At 64.2% G+C, this 15,527-nt stretch carries 16 protein-coding genes and 1 pseudogene; 7 read left to right on the top strand and 10 right to left on the bottom strand.

What is annotated here, in order from left to right; all coding sequences use genetic code 11:
* Nucleotides 1-86 precede the first annotated feature (86 nt).
* The gene (locus P9228_RS29735) at nt 87-275 is read right to left on the bottom strand and encodes a hypothetical protein (RefSeq protein ID WP_066992893.1); all 189 of its coding nucleotides are present in this window, start codon (nt 273-275) and stop codon (nt 87-89) included.
* Between the two features lie 220 nt (nt 276-495).
* On the bottom strand, nt 496-705 hold the full coding sequence (locus tag P9228_RS29730) for a cold-shock protein (protein WP_066992896.1): 210 nt from the start codon (nt 703-705) through the stop codon (nt 496-498).
* Between the two features lie 553 nt (nt 706-1,258).
* On the opposite strand from P9228_RS29730, the gene minC reads away from it, so the two are divergent.
* The 3 genes from minC (at nt 1,259) to minE (ending at nt 3,313) form a co-directional block, all read left to right on the top strand.
* Nucleotides 1,259-2,122 carry a septum site-determining protein MinC gene (gene minC, locus P9228_RS29725; RefSeq protein WP_066992899.1) on the top strand — a complete coding sequence of 288 codons (864 nt, stop codon included), beginning with the start codon at nt 1,259-1,261 and terminating at the stop codon, nt 2,120-2,122.
* 106 nt (nt 2,123-2,228) lie between these two features.
* Nucleotides 2,229-3,044 carry a septum site-determining protein MinD gene (minD, locus tag P9228_RS29720; protein WP_067321964.1) on the top strand — a complete coding sequence of 272 codons (816 nt, stop codon included), beginning with the start codon at nt 2,229-2,231 and terminating at the stop codon, nt 3,042-3,044.
* The gene (minE, locus tag P9228_RS29715) at nt 3,041-3,313 is read left to right on the top strand and encodes a cell division topological specificity factor MinE (RefSeq protein WP_042638296.1); all 273 of its coding nucleotides are present in this window, start codon (nt 3,041-3,043) and stop codon (nt 3,311-3,313) included. The genes minD and minE overlap by 4 nt, the downstream gene beginning before the upstream one ends.
* A 231-nt stretch (nt 3,314-3,544) precedes the next feature.
* On the opposite strand, the gene P9228_RS29710 is transcribed toward minE, so the two are convergent.
* From P9228_RS29710 to P9228_RS29695, 4 genes are all read right to left on the bottom strand, one after another.
* Nucleotides 3,545-5,317, bottom strand: coding sequence for an ABC transporter ATP-binding protein (locus P9228_RS29710; protein ID WP_278056948.1), 1,773 nt, complete (start codon nt 5,315-5,317; stop codon nt 3,545-3,547).
* Entirely contained in the window at nt 5,314-6,339 is a 1,026-nt protein-coding gene (locus P9228_RS29705; protein ID WP_278056946.1) for a glycosyltransferase, read from the bottom strand. Before P9228_RS29705 ends, P9228_RS29710 begins: the two co-directional genes overlap by 4 nt.
* Before the next feature lie 112 nt (nt 6,340-6,451).
* Nucleotides 6,452-7,564 carry a glycosyltransferase family A protein gene (locus P9228_RS29700; RefSeq protein ID WP_278056944.1) on the bottom strand — a complete coding sequence of 371 codons (1,113 nt, stop codon included), beginning with the start codon at nt 7,562-7,564 and terminating at the stop codon, nt 6,452-6,454.
* Nucleotides 7,564-8,715, bottom strand: coding sequence for an acyltransferase (locus P9228_RS29695; protein WP_278056942.1), 1,152 nt, complete (start codon nt 8,713-8,715; stop codon nt 7,564-7,566). Before P9228_RS29695 ends, P9228_RS29700 begins: the two co-directional genes overlap by 1 nt.
* A gap of 581 nt (nt 8,716-9,296) precedes the next feature.
* Here P9228_RS29695 and P9228_RS29690 point away from each other — a divergent pair.
* From P9228_RS29690 to P9228_RS29680, 3 genes are all read left to right on the top strand, one after another.
* On the top strand, nt 9,297-10,184 hold the full coding sequence (locus P9228_RS29690) for a DMT family transporter (protein WP_278056940.1): 888 nt from the start codon (nt 9,297-9,299) through the stop codon (nt 10,182-10,184).
* A 311-nt stretch (nt 10,185-10,495) separates the two neighbouring features.
* The gene (locus P9228_RS29685; RefSeq protein ID WP_067321952.1) at nt 10,496-11,002 is read left to right on the top strand and encodes a hypothetical protein; all 507 of its coding nucleotides are present in this window, start codon (nt 10,496-10,498) and stop codon (nt 11,000-11,002) included.
* Nucleotides 11,003-11,593: 591 nt separating this feature from the next.
* Nucleotides 11,594-12,070 carry a hypothetical protein gene (locus tag P9228_RS29680; RefSeq protein ID WP_278056937.1) on the top strand — a complete coding sequence of 159 codons (477 nt, stop codon included), beginning with the start codon at nt 11,594-11,596 and terminating at the stop codon, nt 12,068-12,070.
* Between the two features lie 182 nt (nt 12,071-12,252).
* On the opposite strand, the gene P9228_RS29675 is transcribed toward P9228_RS29680, so the two are convergent.
* Together P9228_RS29675 and P9228_RS29670 are read right to left on the bottom strand one after the other, a co-directional pair.
* Entirely contained in the window at nt 12,253-12,897 is a 645-nt protein-coding gene (locus tag P9228_RS29675; protein WP_066992920.1) for a response regulator transcription factor, read from the bottom strand.
* Nucleotides 12,894-14,294: a sensor histidine kinase gene (locus P9228_RS29670; protein WP_095801506.1), complete on the bottom strand. Its 1,401-nt coding sequence runs from the start codon at nt 14,292-14,294 to the stop codon at nt 12,894-12,896. Before P9228_RS29670 ends, P9228_RS29675 begins: the two co-directional genes overlap by 4 nt.
* A gap of 558 nt (nt 14,295-14,852) precedes the next feature.
* Here P9228_RS29670 and P9228_RS29665 point away from each other — a divergent pair.
* A complete protein-coding gene (locus P9228_RS29665) occupies nt 14,853-15,035 on the top strand; it encodes a hypothetical protein (protein ID WP_095778960.1) in 183 nt (60 codons plus the stop codon).
* A gap of 15 nt (nt 15,036-15,050) precedes the next feature.
* Here the strand turns inward: P9228_RS29665 and P9228_RS29660 are convergent, their stop codons facing one another.
* Both P9228_RS29660 and P9228_RS29655 read right to left on the bottom strand, forming a co-directional pair.
* Nucleotides 15,051-15,209, bottom strand: a complete 159-nt coding sequence (locus tag P9228_RS29660) for a hypothetical protein (protein ID WP_176477678.1) — start codon at nt 15,207-15,209, stop codon at nt 15,051-15,053.
* A 164-nt stretch (nt 15,210-15,373) separates the two neighbouring features.
* Nucleotides 15,374-15,527: pseudogene (locus tag P9228_RS29655) on the bottom strand (ADP-ribosylation/crystallin J1); the annotation flags it as partial.

Here is a 15,527-nt window from a genome sequence, read left to right as displayed (position 1 = left end):
AGGGAATTGGATCGGCGATTCCCAGCCGCGGGAAGTCGAGTCGAATCGCGTCGGGAGAAGTGGGACTTCCCCAGAGACCTCTGTCGCTATTTTCGCCTTGCCGGCTTCTTCTTTGGCTCCGCTTCAACCGGCCCGCGGGCGAGCCTGGCCGCGCGGAGCCGTTCCGTCTTTGCCTGCCGCGCTGCCGCTTCGCCCTCGATTATCGTGCGCGCCGTCTTCGTGGTGGCTTCGCTCTTGGCGTCGCCCTTCGGCTTGAACACACTGGTTTCGGCCATGGTCTACCTCGCAATTTGAAACGAAGGAGGCCGGGCAAGCCCGACCTTCCAAAGCATATCTCCCGAAATCGGAAACCGGTTAGGGGGAAGACATGCGTAAAACCCCAAAACATGTTGCCCGAAATCGGGAGCCGGTTTCGGGACGGAGACATCCGCAAGATCAAAGTGCTCCAAGGCCAATGCCGGTACATCCGCGGTCAAAGGCCATGGATGCACGGCATCAGCCCGCCTGGATATTCTCCGCCGAGCTTTTGCCGTTCCGCTGGTTCTTCACGATGTCGAAGCTCACCTTCTGGCCCTCCGCTAGCGAGCGCATTCCGGCGCGCTCGACGGCGGAGATGTGGACGAACACGTCCGGCTGCCCATTGCCCTGCTCGATGAAGCCGAAGCCTTTCGTGGCGTTGAAAAACTTCACGGTTCCAGTAGTCATACGATTTTCCTTTCAAATCGACGCAAATCATCGCCGCCTCGCTGCGTGCCAAACGTCGCAGTCTTCGAAATTGAGAGGGAAGATCGTCAGGGCGCCAAGGCGCAGAAACAACATTCGTTCAACAAGTTCGATTTGAAAAACATAGCGCTTAACCGAAGCGGCGACAAGGCGAGGCGAAATAATATTGTCGGCGCCGTTGTCCTGAAAAGCTTGCCGGCGACTAAATTTCGCTTGACGCGCGACGCCGTCCGACTCCTATGAAGGGCTTCCGCGTGGCGCCGAAGAAAGAGCCGAGATACAGATCTTGGTGCCTCCGCCGACAAGGACCGAAATGCCGAGCATATTGTTGGCCGTTAGGCCCCGCTGAGCGTTCCTTGCCGGCTCACGCCATGTGTCGAATTGTGTGCTGGATAGACGCTGCGGCAGGCACTGTGACCACCCCGCCACAAAACTTAGCTGCGCCAGTTCCTCAGCGGCCGCCATCCGCAAAATTAACCTTTTGTTAACCATTCGCCCGGCACCCTTTAACCATTGAGTAAGGATTCGTCTGGCCGTGACCTTCGCCGCCCCTTTGCACAACAAATCCATCCGCTTCCGCGCCCGCTCCTTCGTCGCTTTCACGCTGACGCCGGAGGCGCCGATCGACGAGTGGCTGGAGGGGCTCGATCACTGGATCGGCAACTCGCCGGGCTATTTCAACGGCCGCCCGGTAGTGTTGGATCTCAATACTTTGAAGCCGGGGCCGGAGGAGATCGCAGCACTTGTCGGCACGCTCGCCCGGCGCGGCATCCGCGTCTATGCGATCGAGCTCGAGGGCGCCGAGCTCGGCCCCGATTTGCCGCCGCTGCTCGCCGGCGCCAAGGAGGCGACCGCCGAGGGCCTGCTGGGCAGGGCCGCGCGCAAGGCGAAGGCGGAAGAGATCACGGTCGAGACGGCTACGGTCGAGGACGTGCAGCCGGGGCAAATGAGGGCGCCGCAGGATGAACTGGCGAAGCTCGATGCGCAGAACGCGCGAGCCGCCGAAGCAGCCAAGTCGGAACCGGCCGGGTCGGGGCAGGGTGCTGTACCGGCACGGCACGAGCCTTCCGCCGGCACGCTGATGATCAAGGCGCCGATCCGCTCGGGGCAGTCGGTCTTTCATCCGCATGGCGACGTCATCGTGCTGGGCTCGGTCGCGTCCGGCTCGGAAATCGTCGCCGGCGGCTCGATCCATGTCTACGGCACGCTGCGCGGCCGGGCGATCGCCGGCTCGGAAGGCAACACGTCGGCGCGCATCTTCTGCCGCAAGAATGAGGCCGAGCTGCTCGCCGTCGACGGCTGGTACACCACGGCCGAGGAGATGGAAGGTGTTTCGCGCGGCAAGGCGGTGCAGGCCTTCCTCGAAAACGATGCGCTGTGCGTGGTGCCGCTCGGCTGAGTCTTTGGCCGCAAGCTTCGGACCGGTTTCGCGTGCCATTGTCCTTCATGAGTCCGCCGTGCCCGGCACGGCCAGAGAATAAAAATCGCCAACGGAGGCTGGATATATGGGCAAGGTAGTCGTGGTCACCTCGGGCAAGGGGGGCGTCGGCAAGACAACCTCGACGGCCGCGCTCGGCGCTGCCGTGGCCAAGACCGGCAAGAAGGTTGCGCTGGTCGATTTCGACGTCGGCCTGCGCAATCTCGACCTCATCATGGGTGCCGAGCGCCGCGTGGTGTTCGACCTCGTCAACGTTATCCAGGGCACCGCAAAACTGTCGCAGGCGCTGATCCGCGACAAGCGGCTGGAGACGCTCTATCTGCTGCCGGCCTCGCAGACGCGCGACAAGGACGCGCTGACCGAGGAGGGCGTTGCCGAAGTCATCGCCCGGCTGCGCTCGGTGTTCGACTATGTCTTCTGCGACAGCCCGGCCGGCATCGAGCGCGGCGCCCAGCTTGCCATGCGCTTCGCCGACGAGGCGGTCATCGTCACCAACCCGGAAGTGAGCTCGGTGCGCGACTCCGACCGGATCATCGGCCTGCTCGACGCCCGCACCATGAAGGCCGAGCAGGGTGAGCTGATCCAGAAGCACGTGCTGGTCACGCGCTATGACGCGACGCGCGCCTCGCGCGGCGAGATGCTGTCGATCGACGACGTGCTGGAGATCCTTTCGACGCCGCTGCTCGGCATCATCCCGGAAAGCCAGGATGTGCTCAGGGCCTCCAACCTCGGCGCGCCGGTGACGCTCAGCGAGCCGATCAACACCGCCGCCAAGGCCTACCTCGAAGCGGCACGGCGCCTGGAGGGCGAGGACCTGCCGGTGGTCGTCCCCTTCGAGCGCAAGGGTTTCCTCGAACGGCTTCTCGGAAGGAGGGCGGCATGAGCATTCTCGACCTCTTCAAGCGGCGCACCAGTGCGCCTGTGGCGCGCGAGCGGCTGCAGTTGCTGCTCGCCTATGAACGCCAGAGCCGTGGCCAGCCAGACCTCGTCTCCATCCTGCGCGAGGAGATCATGGCCGTCATTGCCAAGCATGTGCAGATCGACCAGGACTATCTCCAGGTCTCGATGGATCGCGGCGCCACCATGTCGACGCTGGAGATCGACATCCAGATCCCCAACAAGAGCGCCGCGCCGCTCGCGATGGCCGGGTGAAGCTGGTTTAGCGCCGGCGAGACAGCACCCCCTCTGTCCTGCCGGACATCTCCCCCGCAAGGGCCCGCAAGGGGGAGATCAGATGTCGTCGCCGCTTTCGCCAACTTCCGACGGAGCAGGAAGAGCGCGGCAGCCGGAGCTGCCAATCTCCCCCCTTGCGGGGGAGATGCCCGGCAGGGCAGAGGGGGTGTCTCGCGCCAACCTTCGCCACTTCCCTCGCAAAGAAAGCCCTCACTCCGGCTGGTACAGCTCATCCATGCTGCGCGCCGCCAGTTCCGCGAACGGCGCCTGCTTCTTCACCCGCCCATGCTCCAGGATCACCAGGTCGTCGCAGAACGCGATGGTCGAGTGGTGATGGCTGATGACGATCGTGGTGCGGCGGCCGGCGCGCGATTTCAGCGTTTCCACGATTGCCGCTTCCGAGAGCCCGTCCACCGCATTTGTGGCTTCGTCGAGGATCAAAATGTCGGGGTCGCGCAGCAGCGCTCGCGCCAGCGCGATGCGCTGCCTTTGCCCGGCCGACAAGTTGACGCCGCGATAGCCGACCACCGTCTGGTAGGCCTGCGGCAGCGTCTCGATGAAGCCATGCGCCTCGGCGAGCTTGGCCGCGCGGCGCGCCTCTTCCGCGCTGGCCGTGTCCTTGCCGTAGGTGATGTTGTCGAGGATGGTGCCGTCGACCAGCTCCAGCTCCTGGCTGGCCAGAGCGATATGCGCCCGCCATTGGGCCGGGTCGATCTCGCCGAGCGGCGCGCCGTCGACGAGGATGCGGCCGCCATCGGGCTCGACGAAGCGGCAGAGCAGGTTGACGATGGTCGTCTTGCCGGCGCCGGAGCGGCCGATCAGCGCCGTCGAGCGGCCGCTCACGATGTCGAAGCTCGCCGCATGCAGCACCGCCGCGCGCTGCTCCTCATTGGCATAGCTGAAGCTGACGCCCTCGAAGGCGATCTTCTCGCCGAGTCCCGCGAACGGGCGGCTGCCCGTGGGCGGCACGGGCTTGCCCTCGGGGTCGAGCAGCCAGCTCACCTCCTCCAGCGAGCCGGAAAGCCCCTGCAGCTGGCTCCAGGTCATCTGCAGCGCGCGCACATGCGGCTGCAGGCGGTAAAGCAGGATGAGGAAGGCGGCGACCAACGGGAAGCTCAAGCCGGCAAGCCAGGCGCCGATCACCACCGCCAGGAACAGCACGGCGTGCAGCACTTCGGTGAGCGGCGCCAGCGCGCCCTGGCGGCTGGAAAGCGTGAAGGCCGCCCGCCGCACGCTGTCCGATGCCTTCTCGAAGGCGGCCTTCTCGCGCGCCTCCTGGCCGAAGATCCGGATGAGACGGCCGGCATGCACCAGGTGCAGCATCTGCGAGGCTAAAGCGCTGTTGCGGGCCGCGACGCTGCGGCTCGGCGCCCTGAGATGCGCCGACAGCGCCATATGTGCCGCTTGCACCAGCGCCAGCCCCAGCATCACCAGCAGCGTCATCTGCCAGGATAAGAGCAGCAGGAAGGCAAGCAGGATAACCGCCGCCGAGGCGCTGACGATCGCGCCCAGCATCCCCTGCATGGCGTCCGACGCCCGCCAGGATTCGTTGGAGATGATGTTGAGCAGCCGCCCTGGGCTCTCCTTCAGGAAGAACGGATAGCCGACGCTGAGCAGGCGTTCGGCGAGCGCGCCGCGGATCGACTGGCCGGCCCTGCCGTAGATATGCGCGGTCAGCACCGCATTGGCGAAGGCAAGCAGGTTCTTGACCAGGATCGAGCCGAGGATCGCGGCCGAAATCGCGATCAGCCGCTCGCGCTCGCCCAGCCCGGCGCCGACCTTCTGCAGCAGGGCGGAGAGGCCAGCCATGCCGGTCGCCTCGCCATGTCCCATGATGATGCCGAGCAGCGGGATGATCAGCCCGATGCCGAAGCCTTCGAGCGCAGCACTCGCAAGTCCGAGCGCGACGACGGCGGGCAGCAGGCCGAGCTGACGGCGGCCGAGCGCCCGCCGCAGCATCGCCAGAGTCGGGTGCCCGCTCATGGCGCGCCGGCCTCCGTCCTGGCCTCGGCGGCTTCCTGAGCGTGCCTCGGCTGCCGATCGGGCCGCCCCGCCAGCACGAGCGTCATGAATTTCGCCGCGCCCGCGAGGTTCATCAAAACGATCGGCCAGTGCGAGAGCCTGAGATCCTGGTCGAAGCGCGGGCCGCCGATCAGCTCGCGCGTGGCGGCTCGCGCCGCCCAATAGAAATGGCGAAGCAGCCATGGCGCGCGGCGGAAATGCTTGAGACACAGCGCGCCATTACCGAAATGATAGTCGCGGTGCAGCCGATCGATCGCCTTGCGGCCACGCCGGCCGTGGTGATGGAAGATCGTCATGTCGGGCACATATTCCACCGCCATGCCGGCGAGCATGGCGCGCACCAGGTAGTCGGTGTCTTCCGCCGAGCGCAGCGGCCCGCCGGCGCCGAAGCGTTCGTCGAAGGGGCCGATGCGAGCGGCGACGTCGCGATGCATGGTCATGTTGCAGCCGAGCACGAAGCCGCCCGGATGCACGGCGGGCGTCAGCCGCTGGCGCTCGTCGCAGCGCTTGATGGTGAAGGGCAGGTCGCGCGCATCGCCGAGTTCGACGCGGCCGCCGCGGATCAGCCATTTTTCGCCGCTTGCATCATGCCGCTGGAGGTCGGCGAGATAGTTGCGGTCGAGCCTGCAGTCGTCGTCGATGAAGACCAGCACGCGCCCGCGCGCCCGCGCCAGCCCCGCATTGCGCGCCGCCGCCAGCCCGGGCCGCGGCTCTGAGATCGCCGTAAGTGGAATGTCGGAGCTCGCGGCGATCCGGGAAAGATATTCCGCCGTGCCGTCGCGCGAGCCGTTGTCGACCACCACCAGTTCGGCGGCGAAGGCGGGATGCGCAAGACAGGCGGCACGGATCGAATCGATGCAGGCTTCAAGCACCGCCGCGCGGTCACGCGTGCAGACGATGAAGGAGACCTGCGGCCGCTGCCTGGGCCAGGGAGGCGCGGGCAGGGCCGGGTGCCGCGGCAGGGGATGGCGCGCGTCGTTCATGGAGAGGGCTCAGCGCTGAGGCTGCTGACCTCCCTGCTTGTGAGGGGAGATTGGCTGTGGCGGCGGCTTTCGCCGATTTCCACCGCCGGCGAGTGGACGCGGCCAAAGCTGCTCATGCCGCCTCCATCCTGTAAGGCGCCAGCACCGATGCCGCCGGCGTGGATTTGAAGCGGTAGGCGAGCCTGTCGGCCTGCTTGCCGGCCCACATCGAAGCCTGGCTGAGCCACGGTGCCCAGGCCCCGGGGCGCAACGCATATTGCTCGCGGCGGCGGATCGCGTTCCATTTCGCGGAAAGCGTCAAAAGCTCATGCGTGAGCGCGGGTTGCTCCTCGTCGTTGACGAGCTGGTAGAGGAAATAGAAGAGGTTGAGCGCACCGGCCTCGAAGCTTGGGCGCACCGCCGCGGGCAGCGCGGCAATCCGCTCTTCCAGCGCGCGAATGAAGGCCGCCGCCCCGGCCACCGTCGCGACGGAAACTTGATCGCCGATGGCGCGCAGGTCCTTGGTATCGTCTGTCAGACCCTCGCGCTCGAGGTTTTCGCCGACGATCCGGAGATGCGTGCGCCGCATCTCCTTCACATGCCGGCTGGTCACGCTGCCGGAATGCACGCGGTAGACCAGCAGGCTCTCCTCCATCAGGGCCGCCGGATAACGGTCGGCGAGCCGGCGGAAGAGGTCGAAATCCTCGGCATGCCGGTAGGCGGCGTCGTAACGAAGGTCGGCCTCGCCGATCACCCGGCGGTTGTAGACCACGGTCGGGTGCATGAAGATCGTGAAGAATTTCGCGAGCGCGGCAAGGTCGAGGCGGAACACCGGGTCGAACCTGCCGGACGCGATACGGCCACGCACCAACATGTCGACGATCGAGCCGCTGAAGCCGATCTCGGGACGCGTTGCAAACAGCGCCGCCTGGCGCGACAGCCGCCAGGGATAGGCGAAGTCGTCGGCGTCCATGCGCGCGACGAGCTCGCCTTGCGCGCTCGCCAACCCCTCATTGAGGGTGGCTACGAGACCGCGGTTCTCGCGCGAAACAATGGATACGCGGCTGTCCGCCTTGCGGCAGCGGTCGAGGATCTCCAGCGACCGGTCGGTCGAACCGTCGTCGATGGCGATGATCTCGAGCCGGCTGTAATCCTGCCGCAGGATCGATTGGATTGCAGCGCCGACATAGGGCTCGGCATTGTAGACCGGCAGCAGCACGGAGATGAGAGGAGTGGCGCTCGCCATCATCGCCTCGCCTCGGTTCGCTGCAGGTCGAGCGCGGACACGCTGGCCGGCGGGCCTATCCAGCTTGTCTCGCCCGCCATGCCCGCGCGCGACCGCGCGACATAGGGGAAATAGCGCTTGAGACTGTTGAGCGGCTTTTCGAACAGCGCCCAGGAGAGCGAGGCGACAAGCAGCGTGGCGGCACCTGCGACAAGGAAGCGGCCAGGCCCTTGCTCCGAGACGTTGAGCGGGATCCAGGGCTGCGCCTTGACGGCGTAGGCGAGAAGGATCGGGTGGTAGAGATAGACGCCGTAGCTGATGCGGCCGAGGAAAAGCAGCGGTGGCAGTTCGGCCAGCTTGCCGAGCCTGCCGCCGAGGCCGTTGGAGCAGGCGGCGACGATCGCCACCAGCGGCACCAGCGGCAGCACCTGCACCAGCGCCCAGTGCGCCCACTCCCATCCCGAGTTCGCCGGTCCCGGATCGGACCAGACGACGAGCAGGAAAACGGCCGCGAAAGCCGGCCAGCCGAGCCGCATCCAGCGCGGCACATCGGCGCCCCTGGCGCGGCGCACGGCAAGCAGGGCGCCGCAGCCAAGCGCGTCCATCGAGGCCGGCGGCAACAGGTCCCGGGCGAGCGCCGGGTTGGCGGTGAGCGGCCAGTAGAAGCGGTAGGCGAACGAGAAGAGGATGACGCCGATCGTGATCGCCTCGATACGCCGGCGCGGCGCCAGAAGCACGATCAGCGGCCAAGCGAGATAGAACTGCTCCTCGATGCTGAGACTCCAGAAATGGCAGAGCAGCCAGGGGTTCCAGTCGTTGCGCAGCGCATACCAGAAGTTCGAGAGATAAAGCGCATGCCAGGCAAGCGACGAGCTGGACTGTTCCAGATTGGTGAGCCAGACCAGGGCCAGCACCGCGAAATAAGGCGGAAAAATTCGGATCACGCGCCTGGCATAGAAGGCGCGCAGGGCCGGCCCGGAAGCGAATGCGTTGCTGTCACGCGCGTCAAGCAAAAGCCGGGTGATCAGGAAGCCGGAGAGCACGAAGAACAGCCGCACGCCGAGATGGCCGAGGAAGGAGGTGCCGTTCGGCGCAAGGAAATGCGCGTAAAGCACCAGCGTGACGGCTACAGCTCGCACTGCGTCAAGCTGGATGTCGCGCTGACCTGTCATTGGCGGGGTCCCCAGGTTCCGCCGTAAGATCCTGCGCTGGACCTGCAAAGCACGCCGACTCCGCCTGTCGACGAATCTCCGTCCGGGGCGAGAGTGCCGTCCTTGGCTGTCAGCGGAATGCCCATTCGGCTCAACGTAGCGGCATCCTCCACTGCCCATGTTGGTTAACATCTGTCTCCGCTTATGTTGCGGCGCAACACACAATGCTTACGAGTTTGAAATAAAGCTGTGATTTGGAGGGTTGCAGACGACAGTTGACTTGGGAAGTTTGGCCTATGGTCCTATATGGTGATGGTCGGTTGGTCTGATTTTTGAAGTATTTATCGCTGCGGATGCTGTGACGCATTGCGACAACCGTAGCGGGTGTTTTGGCGATATTGACAGTAACGCTCCATTTAGCCAAAGACTATTCAAATCGCGTTGTGAAAAGTATATTGAATTTCAAAGTCTTGTGCGGCGCAGCAATCCAGTTGCGAGACTTGAAGGGCCTGTCCCAGCATCGGGTCCCCCGTTGCCTCACGACAGGGGCAACGCCAGTCTCTATCGCCGCCTCGGACCGGGGCCCGGGGGGTGGAGGAGAAGTGACGTCGACGCCGAGTGCAAAACCGCAGGCGCAGCTGGGAGCCTTGCCCGTCCTCGGCCTGCTTGGTGCCATCCTTTCGGTGCAGGTTGGCGCGGCCTTCGCCAAGGGCCTGTTTCCGGTGCTCGGGCCGGACGGCACAACAATGCTGAGACTCCTCATCGGCGCGCTGATGCTGGCGGCAGTGCTCAGGCCATGGAAAGTGCTGCCGACACGAAAGGGTCTGCCTTGGCTCGCCGTCTATGGCGTCACCGTTTCGGTGATGAACCTGCTCTTCTATGCCGCGCTCGAGCGCATTCTGCTGGGCATCTGCGTGGCGCTCGAATTCACCGGCCCGCTTTTTGTCGCCACACTCGGCTCGCGGCGCCTTCTCGACCTCGTCTGGGTGGTGCTTGCGGTCGCCGGCATCGTGCTGCTCTCGCCGTTCGCCAATATCAGCCGCGGGCTCGATCCGATCGGCGTGCTGCTTGCGCTTGCCGCCGGCGCCTGCTGGGGGCTCTATATCATCTGTGCGCAGAAGGCCGGCGCCGAGCTTGGCGCCCGCACCTCGGCCTATGGCATGGCGATCGCCGCGCTCGTCGCGCTGCCTTTTGGCTTCATCGCAGCCGAACCTTATCTCACCGACTCGCATGTCATGGCGGCCGCGGTCGTCGTCGGGCTGTTCTCCAGCGCGCTGCCCTTCTGGCTGGAGATGATGGTGCTCGCCAGAATGCCGGCGAAAGTCTATGGCATGATCGTCTGCCTGGAACCCGCAGGCGCCGCGCTGACCGGGTTTCTCTTCCTGCACGAGAGCTTGAGCGTTTTGCAATGCGCCGGTATTGGCGCCGTGATTGCCGCCGCGTTCGGCGCGGCCGTAACGGCGAGAGCGCCGGTTCCGTCACCCTGTTAAGGATCAATGCCATATCGCCTGAGGGCGCGGCGGTTTTGGGAGAGCATAGAACAACCACTCGTAGCGCGTTGCGCGAAGCCGTGCACGCGGGTATCCACGCCAGAAAAAGCCGTGCACGCAGCCGGGCCCAATCACATCTGGTGGTTGAGATAGGACTTAGGTCCGACATCGCTGCGAAAAAGGTCTTAAAAAGCGAGACAAGGGTCGTGGGCCACTTCCCCACGACGGGTTGATTAGGGATGCTGATGTTGCGACATTGCCGGTGGGGTAGTTCGGCCGAAGGGTCGGATGGCTGGCAAGGGGAGATTGGGATGCGCGTATCGCGCATGGGCTGCAGGCATGTCTTGCGGGCGCTCGTTGCGCTGGCGCTTGTTGTCGCGCCTTTTCATCTCTCCTTCGACGGTCCTGTCGTGGCCAAGGCCTATGCCGGCAAAGGCGGCAATGGAAACGGCAATGGCGGTGGGAACAGCGGCGGCGGAAACGGTAACGGCAGCGGCGGCGGCAACAGCGGGAACGGGAACGGCAACTCGGGCGGCAACAGCGGAAACAGCAACTCGGGCGGTAACAACGGAAACGGAAACAGCGGCAACAGCAAGGGCGCAACGAACACTGCAGCAACCGGCGATGTCGATGATCATGTGAATGCGGCGACCGGCGACAAGGTCGAGGTCAGTGCCAATAGCATCCAGGTCACGCACCGGAACGGAATGAAGGAGAGCATCGAGAACGGCCGTTTCAGGATGGAGGACAAGTTTGGTCGCACCATCGTCGAGCGCAAGGCCACAGTGGCCGATCTCGATCGCCTAAAGAGTTTGTGAGAGCGAGGTTCTATCTGGATTAGATCTTAAGGGGCCAAAAGCCAGCGCTGCAAAATCAGGTTGCCACCTTTTGCTTCGTCTCTTCGGTCCTGATCGTCTTACGACAGAACTCCCGCTGCTCACCTTGCCCCCGCCTTTTGGCGGGGGTACTTTTTTGGGGCCCTTGAGACGGCTGCCGGATAAGGCGGGCTCTTGGCGCATGCCCCCGCAGTCCGGGAAACAATTCATGCGCAAACCAAAGGATACGGCGCTTTTCCGCCCAGGAGGGCGCATGCGCCGTAGCATGCCGCGGTTCGTTGAGTGTCCGCGCCGTTCTCGCGTGCGACAGTCATAATGAATTGCTAACCGCTTTCCAAGCGATTTTGGTTAACGCGACGGCAGTGCAGCCTCCAGTTGTGTTCCCGGGTGGTGCGACAATGGTCCCCAAGTGACTGCAAAAAGGTCCGACCGGAGGTGGCATGGGTCGTGGGCCGCTTCCGTAACCTTACCAAAGCGTGAATCTTGTCTGGTCAAGACACCGGTTCCGCCTTGGCGGGCTGAGAGCGGAACTTCGGCAGGCCCGAGGCGGAACCGGCATGAACCAAGGACGGCATGCGCGAACCCGCCTCAAAAAGGTTTGTCCGCCTTACGCTGCGCGCCGCGGCCGCGCTGGCGCTTTTTGCCGCGCCTGGTCATTTCACGTCCAATAGCCTCGCCAAGCTCCTGGTGGCCACCGCTTATGCCGACAACGGCGGCGGCAACGGCAATGGCGGCGGGGGCAACAGCGGCGGCGGAAACGCTGGCGGCAATTCCGGCAACAGCAATGCCGGTGGCGGCAATGCCAATGCCGGTCCTGGCAACAACAGCGGCAAAGGCAACACCAGCCCCGGCGGCAAGGCCGCCAGCCGTGTCAATGCGGCGACGGGCGACATAGTCGAGATCGACGGCAACAGGATCACCATCATCCACCGCAACGGCATGAAGGAAGAGATCGAGAACGGACGCTTCGAGATGAGCGATGCGCAAGGCCGCACCATCGTCGAGCGCCGGGCGACCGAGAAGGATCTGGCCCGTCTGCTAGGCTTGTGAGGGCCGAGAGAAGCTACCCCCTTTTCCCGCGCCTTCGCATGTCACCCCCGCCTTCAGAGGCGGGGGTGATTTGCTTTTGAAATGACGGTGAATGGTGAATAGGGAACAGTAATCAACGAAACGCACTTCACCGAATGGGAACGCGCCGACGCTTCACCATTCACTGTACTTTCCACTATTCACTAATTCCTCTCTCTCGCTTCATGCATCAGCAGCGCCGCCTCCGTCCGATTGCGCACGTTGAGCTTGGCGAGCACTCGGGTCATGTGGTGCTTGACCGTCTTTTCCTGCAGCGACAGCCGCATCGCGACCTCCTTGTTGCTCAGGCCCTCCGCCACCAGCCCCAGGATCTCGGCCTCGCGGCCGGTGAGCTGGCTGAGCGGGTCGGGCTTGCGGCTGGTGGGCTGCAAGAGATCCGACAGCAGCCGGGCCGAAAGCGTCGGCGAAACGTAGCTCTGGCCGTTGGCGACGTCGCGCAGGATCTCGGCCAGCGACTTGGAGCCGACGCCCTTCAGCACATAGCCCCGCGCGCCCGCCTTCAGCGCCTGGGCGACATCGGCATTGGTCTCGGACACGGTGAGCATGACGATCTTTTGCTCAGGCGCCGCCGAAAGGATGCTGGCCAGCGCATTGAGGCCGCCGCCGGGCATGCTGATGTCGAGCAGCAGCACGTCGGGCGCGCTGGCGCGGACCAGCTTTTCGGCGTCCTCGGCGCTGGCGCCTTCGCCGACAAGCTCGAAGCCGCCGATCTCGCCGAGGCTGCGCGCCACGCCCTCACGAAACAGCGGATGGTCGTCGACAATAGCGATGCGGATGGGTGCGGTCACGGCTGCTCCTCGACAGACAATGTGATTACCAGTCTCGTTCCCCCCGGCCCCGAAAGCGTCTCGAATTGCCCGCCAATGCTTTCGATACGCTCCCTGAGACCGGCGAGCCCGAGGCCTTCGCTTCGCGCAGGATTGAAGCCCGGGCCGGTGTCCTGCACCTCGACCAAAAGCTTGCCGCCCTTCATCGTGGCTCTCACCTGCTGGCCCTTGCCCTTGCCGTGCCGGAAGGCGTTGTTCAGTCCTTCCTGCACGAAACGATAGATGCTGATCTTCTCTGAGGTGCCGAGTTCCGGCAAGCGCTCTGGCAGCGTCAGCAGCACTTTGGTGTCGGTGCGGCGCTCATGCTCGGCGACCGCCAGCCGCAATATGTCGGCCACCGCCTGCGTCTCGATCTGCGGCAGCACCAGGCCGTTGCAGATGCCGCGTATCTCGCTCATCGCTTCGCCCAGCGTCTTATGGATGCCGGCGATTTCCGCCTCGCGCTGCGGTTTGGGCGTGGCGGGGTCGACCAGCACCGGACTGTCCATTCTGAGCGCGGCAAGTGCCACCAGCTGCGCCGGGCCGTCATGCAGGTCGGCGCCGATGCGCCTCAGGTAACGTTCGTTGATGGCAGTGGCTCGCCGCGAGGCGCGCTGCACGCGTTGGCGTAGCGACGAGTTCTGCGCCAGCGCCTCCTGCAACTCGCTGACCTTGGCTTCCAGCGCGGCACGCTGCGTCTGGATGGTGCGGCTGCCGCGAAACACGATGCCCGACAGCAGCGCCAGCGAGGCGGCGGTGGCGCCGGCCACCACCAGCCAGGTCCATCTGAGTGCTGAATTCAGCGTCTCCTGGAAATCGTCGGCGACTTCGTAGAATTCCGACACCGCCACCACTTCGCCCGACCAGGGTTCGCGCACGGGGTTGTAGATCTCGAACAACGGCGCGGTCACCGCTTTCTCTTCGCTGGTCTCAGGATCGTCGGCGAGGTTGTTGAATTCCGCCACGACATTGCCGGCAAAGGCCGAGATCAGATTGGGGTTGGGCGGAAACGTCTTGCCGATCAGCTTCGAGTTATCGGCGTAAAGCACCGTGCCGTCGCGCCGCCACAGCTTGAATGACACTAGCCTCTTGCCGAGCGCGCCTTGGCCGAGCGTCTCGTCCAGCGCCCGTTTGACCGTGTCGTCGAGCTCGCGGCTCTTGCGCAGGTCCGGCAGCAGCGGCGCGATCACGCTGTCGACATAGAGCGCCGTCGTGGTGGCGGAGTTGTGCATCACGCCTTCGCGGATTTGCGACGTCACCCAAAGGCCAACCACGAGCATCACCGCCAAAAGCCCGATGCCGCCGGCAATCACAAACTGCCAGGCCAGCGACAGCCCGCTCCAGATTTGCACAAGTCGCTTCAAGGTCTCCCTGAGCATTCGCGCGATTCACCCCACCACGGACAAAGAGTATAGGCCAGCCGCGGCAATTGCGACACCGACCTTGGTCCGGCCTTCAGGCGAGCGGTTAACAGCGCGGCCGTCGAGGCTGCAGAAACCGCTTCCAGGTGCCAAGAACGCCTAGTCCGGCCCCCGGCACAGATGCGGGCGGAACATTAGCAGTTTCTAAGTGTTGAGGTCTTTGCGAGGGCTCCCGAAAGAAACTTCGGCCTATGCCCCCTTGGCAGGCGCGTTTCCTGACCGCTGACATGTGGAGAGGACCATGAACAACATCATCTGGATCGTAGGTGCTATCGTCATCGTGATCGCCATTTTGAGTTTTCTGGGTCTGCGCTGATTCGAGCCGGGCCGCTCGTAGCGATGGCGGCGCGAATGAAACGTGCGGCGGCTTGGGGTGGCCTTGGCCATCCGGCTTTTCGGTCGTGCTCGCGGGTATGATCACCGCACTTGTTTTCAGGCGGATGGGCTGGAACGCAAAATAGGGCGACCGCGTTTTGTCTCGCTATGTCGAGGAGTTCTCACCTTCACAAGGCCGAGATGCCAGGCTTGGCCTCGATTGCCGAGGCGGAGCGCCAGGCGCGCGCCGAAAAGAACGCAAGGCTGAGGGATCTTCGTATGCATACATCGTGGCTGGTGCTCGATCCCAACGCGCTTTTCCTGGACGAGATCGACTGCTCGGCGCTGTTCGGTGAAGTGCCTGGGCTAAAAATCGTCGGCTAGGAAAGGCCTCGGCTGTCAGGCCGTCTGAAGCCGTGCGACAGGTGCCCCGCGCGAGATCGCTATCAGCCGCGCAACGGCCAATGGCGCCAGGAACATGAAAACCGTCGTGATGCCGAGGAAGATCGACCAAGCCAGATCGATCACGCTGTGGTCATAGCAGACTGCGAATTCCATGGCGCCTTACCCTTTTATCCACCCGGCTGCGCATCAGGTTGCCACGCATTGGGCCAAGCATGATCCTCATTTTCAAGAAATACAAGAGATCGCTAATTTGGGTAGTGTCTCAGTTTGAATTTTCGGAGCCATGGGACATCAGACTCCGCCGCAATATGAAAGCCTCAGCGGAACTCTCTCACCACCTCGATAGGCCCGACGATAGCGGCGTTGAACGCATCAAGCTCTCCCGCAGGTATCCAGTATTCTCGTAGCGCCCGCCCACCTGCCTCCTGCACGTCGTATTGCTCCAGGAAGTCACGCCGCACCTCAAAGCGC

The sequence above is a fragment of the Mesorhizobium sp. WSM4898 genome, from assembly GCF_029625845.1.
In the GTDB taxonomy this organism is placed as follows: Bacteria; Pseudomonadota; Alphaproteobacteria; order Rhizobiales; family Rhizobiaceae; genus Mesorhizobium.
Note: the sequence above shows the minus strand (reverse complement) of the source record. Positions and strands in the feature narration are given on the sequence as shown.